Here is a 5,202-nt window from a genome sequence, read left to right as displayed (position 1 = left end):
ATTACCAATTACCAATTACCAATTACCAATTACCAATTACCAATTACCAATTACCAATTACCAATTACCAATTACCAATTACCAATTACCAATTACCAACTGTCAACTGTCAACTATCAACTATCAACTGCCTAATACATTTGAGATTCAATTTCGTCAAAAGTAACAAAACGTTCACCGGGCAACAAAACGGGATGCGAAGCAAAAATTAGCTGACCTCGATCGCTTCCTTGACTGACAACTACACCGGCAGGACGCTGCATCTGCTCGGAATGCACTTTCAAATACATACCATAGGCCGATCGAGCAACTCGGATCAAATCGGGAGCGATCAAGCTGTGACTTTGGGAAATTTCTATCCGGTGTTCTGAGTTGGGCTGGTATCGGGTCACGGGAAACTTATGATAATGGTATAGGTCTAGCTATTGGTTTTGGCTTGAGATCGATCGAACTTACCTTATTTTTTAAGAATAGACTAGGTGGAAATTAATACATTAACTTACAATCCTCCCTTGGCTGCGATCGAACTGCGACTGCGAGCTCTCCTTTCGTCTGAACTCTACGCTGGTGCGTGGGTAGATCCATCGCCGGCGACGTTAATGGGGGTTTTCGAGCACCTGCGGAGTCTCCGCTACATCCTCCACGACTACGTGCCCAGGCCCGTGTCCGAATCTCCGGCCAACCCTGGGGAGGTTCGCTACCAATGGCAAACAGGCACTTTGCTATTCACAGATTTAGCTGGGTTTACGTCGCTGTTGGAAGCAAACACAGCCCAGGGGCGCAAGGGCGCTGAAACGCTGTTGGGGGTGATTAACGACTATTTTGCCTCAATGATTGAAATCGTCAGCAAGTCGGGGGGGGATTTGCTGGAGTTTACAGGAGATGCGCTGCTGGTGCAGTTTCTGGGAGGGATTGACCAAGAGGAGGATACAGCTAGGGCGGTGCGGGCGGGTTTGCGGATGCAGCGGGCGATGGCTAAATTTGCCAATATCGAAACGGCACGGGGTGTTTTGTCTTTGAGGATGCGGGTGGGTATCCATTGCGGTCGCTATATTAGTGCTGATATCGGTACACCGCTGCGGATGGCTCACGTACTGCTGGGGCATTCAGTCCAGCAAGCCAAGCAGGCTGAGGGTTCTGGGACTGTGGGGCGGGTGTGTTTGACTGAAACTGCTAGTTCGTCTTTGGGGGAGCAATTTCGTTTTGAATCGTGGAAGCCCGGTTATTTGTTGGTGGCAGATGATTTCACGGACGATCTACTCGGAGAGTACGATATTACTTTGACTGGGCGGCGGATGCCAAGTTCGATATTGCTCGATCGCACGGTATCGGGTTTGGTGAGCGAAATTGAGGAAGCTGTGAAGCGGGTTGAACCCCTTGCTAGTTATATTCCCAAAACCATCTTGAGACTGCTGGTTGAAAATGCCGACAGGCGGAAAATCCCGCCGGATTTTCCCGAACCGACGGTGATGTTTGTCAACTTGATCGGTTTACCGGAGTTGGTGGACAAAGCAACGCCAGCGGAGGAAGCTAATCTGGTATTGGGCTGTTCTCGCGTGTTTGCGCTAATTGATGCTGTGGTGTCCGCGAAAGGGGGCGTCTTGCAAAAAGTAACGGCGCATTTAGACGGTTCGGATATATTGATTTATTTTGGTGTACCGGACGTTCATACCGACGATCCACGTCGCGCGGCGAGTGCGGCGATCGCAATTCGGGATCTAATTGCCAGTTTACCTCCGATCGTTATCGGCGGTGAAAATGTGAAAGTAAGCTGTCAAATTGGGCTGTCTCGGGGCCCTGTGTTTGCTGCTGAGGTTGGGGAACCGCGAGGGCGCAGGGAGTTTAATATCCTCGGCGATACGGTGAATACGGCTGCTAGGCTGATGAGCAAGGCGGGGGAAAATGAAATTTTGATTGGCGAAAGGGTGTTTGAGTCGATCGGGCTAAACTTCGATTGCGAGGCTTTGGGAGCTGTTTCTTTGAAGGGCAAATCTGCTCTGACTCCGGCTTTTGTGCTGCACGGTTCAAAGGTGGAGAGGGGAAAAGGCAGCGTTTAAATAAATTTTAAGACCTAGGCAAGTGGTATTATTGGCTACTCGCACAGACTAAACTCCGATCGATATTTCACCGTTCCGCTGCAATCCTGCAAAGCACCTCTTTCTAACTCCAACACCATAAAAGCTTCATCAGGTACATCATATTCGCATCGCAACATCTTGCTACTAGCAGGAACGAACCCGAAACGCGAATAGAAATCAGGAGATCCCAGCACAACCACTGCCTGAAAGTGCGATCGGGCGCACTGATTTAAACCCTCGCGGATCAGCAGCGATCCGATACCTTGCCGCTGATAGTTTGGTAAAACTGCGACTGGCGCCAAACCCAGAATTGACAAAGTGCTAGAACATTTTCCGGCGATGACAACCGGACTGAAGAAAATGTGTCCGACTACTCGATCCGATTGTACCGCAACCAAGGAAAATGTAGATGCAATTCCCCGCAGGCGATCGACTAAGTTTGCCTCATTTTCTCGCCCGAATGCCACAATATTGACATTGCGAACAGTTGCTAAATCTTCTGGCTTTTCAGTACGGATATCCATAGCTAATACCAAGAATGAGAAATCAATGCAACGGGTGCATCTCAGTTTTGCATTTAATAGTGCTGTCCCCGCTCACGTATTATACGATACGCGAGTGGGGACGCTCGCACTATAAGAAAAAAATGCTTTTTATAAAAATGAGATGCTCCCAATGCAACGATATTGGTAGGGTGTGGATTCCTCGATAGTATCCAAAAACCGGCGAACAATCTATCGAGCGACGCACCAACGATATTGGTAGGGTGTGTCGTCCTCGATAGTATCCAAAAAGAGGCAAAAAATCTATCGAGCGACGCACCATAGACAATATTTTATAAAACAAACTCAACATCAATTATTGTAGCAAGGATGTTTTAAATTGGTATAATTCCTGTGAAAGCTACACTCGAATATAGCTTTGCATTCCCTCTGCCGGCAAAACAATCAACCGCTGATTTCTCAAGTCCGGTTCTAAACCCAAATCTTCGAGGGGAATTAAGCCTAGTAAAGGTTCTTCTCCTGCGGGAATTTCTACACAATCATATCTGCCTTCCCGGCCAGCCACGGCAATACTGACATCTTTGAACAGACGAAATTGTCTGGCTCCTATTGCTGTATTTCCTTGGATTTCACCAACTAGGGTTAAACCTAACTGACTGATAATATCTGCTGGCAAACAGAGTCGAGTTGCTCCTGTATCGACTAAGACGTTATCGATGGTGATAGAGCGTATTTGCTCTGGGGGGATGAACCCTCTTTCTCCCAGGATTTCATCAATGTGATTGGTCACGGTTATTGTTGCGGTAACTCTGCCCATTTTTTTATTTTTTTATTTTTCTATAGAATGTTTTCTGTTTTCGGGTGCATCTGGCGCAAGGCGAATATATCCGTAGGGGCGAAACATGACCGCAATCAATATGGGATTATAACTAATAACTTATAGGCGGTCATGCTTCGCCCTCTTCCAAAACCAGATGCACCCCTGTTTTCGTTGACTTTTGATAGAAAAATATACAACCTAGGGTGCATATTCTATATTTTAACAATATTTGTAACTGAGAGCTATATTTTTATTTTTTGCTGAATTTCTGCTGACAAATGTTGCACATTAATAGCAAAAATGCTCTCTAAATATTGATTGTCTCAGCTTCTTCCATTGTTGTTTAGAAACATCTGCGCGAGTTTTGTCACCCGATGGATCGCGGATAGTCCAAATTGTATCTGCAATGCGATCCTCTTCGAGGGCTCCGCTAACAAGCGATCGCCCGTGAGAACGATAGTCGAAGTCCCAGAAAGCATCACCGGCGCAATCTCCTGGTGTAGCAATCATTTCGCGATCGACTGTACGGCGAATCGCATTCCATTCGCGGATGTAGACAGGAGAATCGTCCGATCGCAATTTGCGATCGCCTAATTGAGGATTAACCTTGTAGAAAAACCAATCCGTAAGATTATCCACGGCTTGAGTTCGTGATTCTAAATCCCGCGCTGTAGCACAGTCTAGATTTGGGCCGAGAAACATGGCAAAAGTTAACATACACACTGCGGAAAACTTCGAGATTGACTCGATCGATCGCGATTTAATTAGCATAGTGATGCGCTCCAGTCTTATAGTCCACAATTAGAAAGAAACATCTCGCGTCGAATTGCTGACCATTCGCTGATGCCAATTTTATCGTTTGTAGGAATTGGCTGTCCAGTCCGTTGAGGATGGCGGCTGTAAAAAATTGTATCTGCGAGGCGATCGTATGTCTGCTCGTAAGTTTCGCCGTTAATTGTGGTGAATTCCCATCCTGTCTCTTCTGGGGCGGGCCTAAAGCAGACTTCTTGGACGGATTTGACTCGCGGATCGATCGCCTCGCGCAATCTCCGCCATTGATTGCTATATTCGCGATCGTCCGTTTGGAGTTTGCGATTGTTTAGTTGAGGATTTACCCTGTAGAATAGGAAGTCTGTCAATCGATCGACGGCTTGTTCTCGCGATTCGGCTTTGGCTGGATGGGGGCCCAGGAGGAGAAGGGCGATCGCAAAAACACAAACCATTAATAATCTGGAGAGGGGTTTAATTGACAGCGACTTGACTAACATAGCAATTTGGCATTAATTCCTACTGATATCTCCACCATCTTAACCTGCACTTACGCAAGAGTCCAGAAAGCAGATTTTCATCAGAATACTTCGTTACAGTCCGTAAGTAGATGAGTGGGAAAATACATAAGTATGTCATTGCGAGCTCTTAGCGAAGCAATCGCAATCGCTATGATATCATTCCGATACTACCGGAAGTGATACAATTTTCTGTTATTCCTGAAGTTCTGCTAATAACTGTTCCCCGAAAGGATGTTCTTGCAATTTCTCATATGTCAAATCTCCTTTGCTGATGCCTTCCCGACACAATCCAACATAATTTTTCCAACACATGAGAACTTTAGGATGATTTTCTGGCAATTTGGTGCGAATAATTTCCGCTGCATCAAAATACAGCGATTCCGCTTCCGAGTACCTTCCTTGGGATTTATAAAGCAATACGGTTTACTTAAGGTCGAACAAGTGGTACACTAAGTATGATGTATAAAAAAGTAAATCAAGTATAGTGCCGTACAAAAAATTATTATTAGAAT

General features: G+C 46.0%; 7 protein-coding genes. 1 reads left to right on the top strand and 6 read right to left on the bottom strand.

Annotated elements, in window-relative coordinates:
* Nucleotides 1-131: 131 nt before the first annotated feature.
* Nucleotides 132-392 carry a hypothetical protein gene (locus JGK11_RS32315; protein ID WP_293186221.1) on the bottom strand — a complete coding sequence of 87 codons (261 nt, stop codon included), beginning with the start codon at nt 390-392 and terminating at the stop codon, nt 132-134.
* An 87-nt stretch (nt 393-479) separates the two neighbouring features.
* On the opposite strand from JGK11_RS32315, the gene JGK11_RS32310 reads away from it, so the two are divergent.
* Complete coding sequence (locus JGK11_RS32310) at nt 480-2,057, top strand: adenylate/guanylate cyclase domain-containing protein (protein ID WP_293186222.1); 1,578 nt, start codon at nt 480-482, stop codon at nt 2,055-2,057.
* A gap of 35 nt (nt 2,058-2,092) precedes the next feature.
* Here JGK11_RS32310 and JGK11_RS32305 read toward each other — a convergent pair whose 3' ends face one another.
* The 5 genes from JGK11_RS32305 to JGK11_RS32285 form a co-directional block, all read right to left on the bottom strand.
* Nucleotides 2,093-2,602 (bottom strand): N-acetyltransferase, encoded by a 510-nt coding sequence (locus JGK11_RS32305; RefSeq protein ID WP_293214444.1) that lies wholly within the window; start codon nt 2,600-2,602, stop codon nt 2,093-2,095.
* Between the two features lie 379 nt (nt 2,603-2,981).
* Nucleotides 2,982-3,398, bottom strand: a complete 417-nt coding sequence (locus tag JGK11_RS32300) for an aspartyl protease family protein (RefSeq protein WP_293192696.1) — start codon at nt 3,396-3,398, stop codon at nt 2,982-2,984.
* 291 nt (nt 3,399-3,689) lie between these two features.
* Nucleotides 3,690-4,172 (bottom strand): hypothetical protein, encoded by a 483-nt coding sequence (locus JGK11_RS32295; protein WP_293186228.1) that lies wholly within the window; start codon nt 4,170-4,172, stop codon nt 3,690-3,692.
* A 17-nt stretch (nt 4,173-4,189) separates the two neighbouring features.
* On the bottom strand, nt 4,190-4,669 hold the full coding sequence (locus JGK11_RS32290) for a hypothetical protein (protein WP_293214442.1): 480 nt from the start codon (nt 4,667-4,669) through the stop codon (nt 4,190-4,192).
* Nucleotides 4,670-4,882: 213 nt separating this feature from the next.
* Entirely contained in the window at nt 4,883-5,107 is a 225-nt protein-coding gene (locus JGK11_RS32285; protein WP_293186232.1) for a tetratricopeptide repeat protein, read from the bottom strand.
* Between the last annotated feature and the right edge of the window lie 95 nt (nt 5,108-5,202).

It is taken from the genome of Microcoleus sp. PH2017_34_RAT_O_A, assembly GCF_020737885.1.
Lineage (GTDB): Bacteria > Cyanobacteriota > Cyanobacteriia > Cyanobacteriales > Microcoleaceae > Microcoleus.
The sequence above is the reverse complement of the archived record's forward strand: the minus strand, read 5'-3'. Positions and strand labels throughout refer to the sequence as shown.

Coding starts and splice junctions, on each gene's coding strand:
- JGK11_RS32305 (WP_293214444.1), bottom strand. CDS start 2,602: ATGGATATCCGTACTGAAAAGCCAGAAGATTTAGCAACTGTTCGCAAT.
- JGK11_RS32300 (WP_293192696.1), bottom strand. CDS start 3,398: ATGGGCAGAGTTACCGCAACAATAACCGTGACCAATCACATTGATGAA.
- JGK11_RS32295 (WP_293186228.1), bottom strand. CDS start 4,172: ATGCTAATTAAATCGCGATCGATCGAGTCAATCTCGAAGTTTTCCGCA.
- JGK11_RS32290 (WP_293214442.1), bottom strand. CDS start 4,669: ATGTTAGTCAAGTCGCTGTCAATTAAACCCCTCTCCAGATTATTAATG.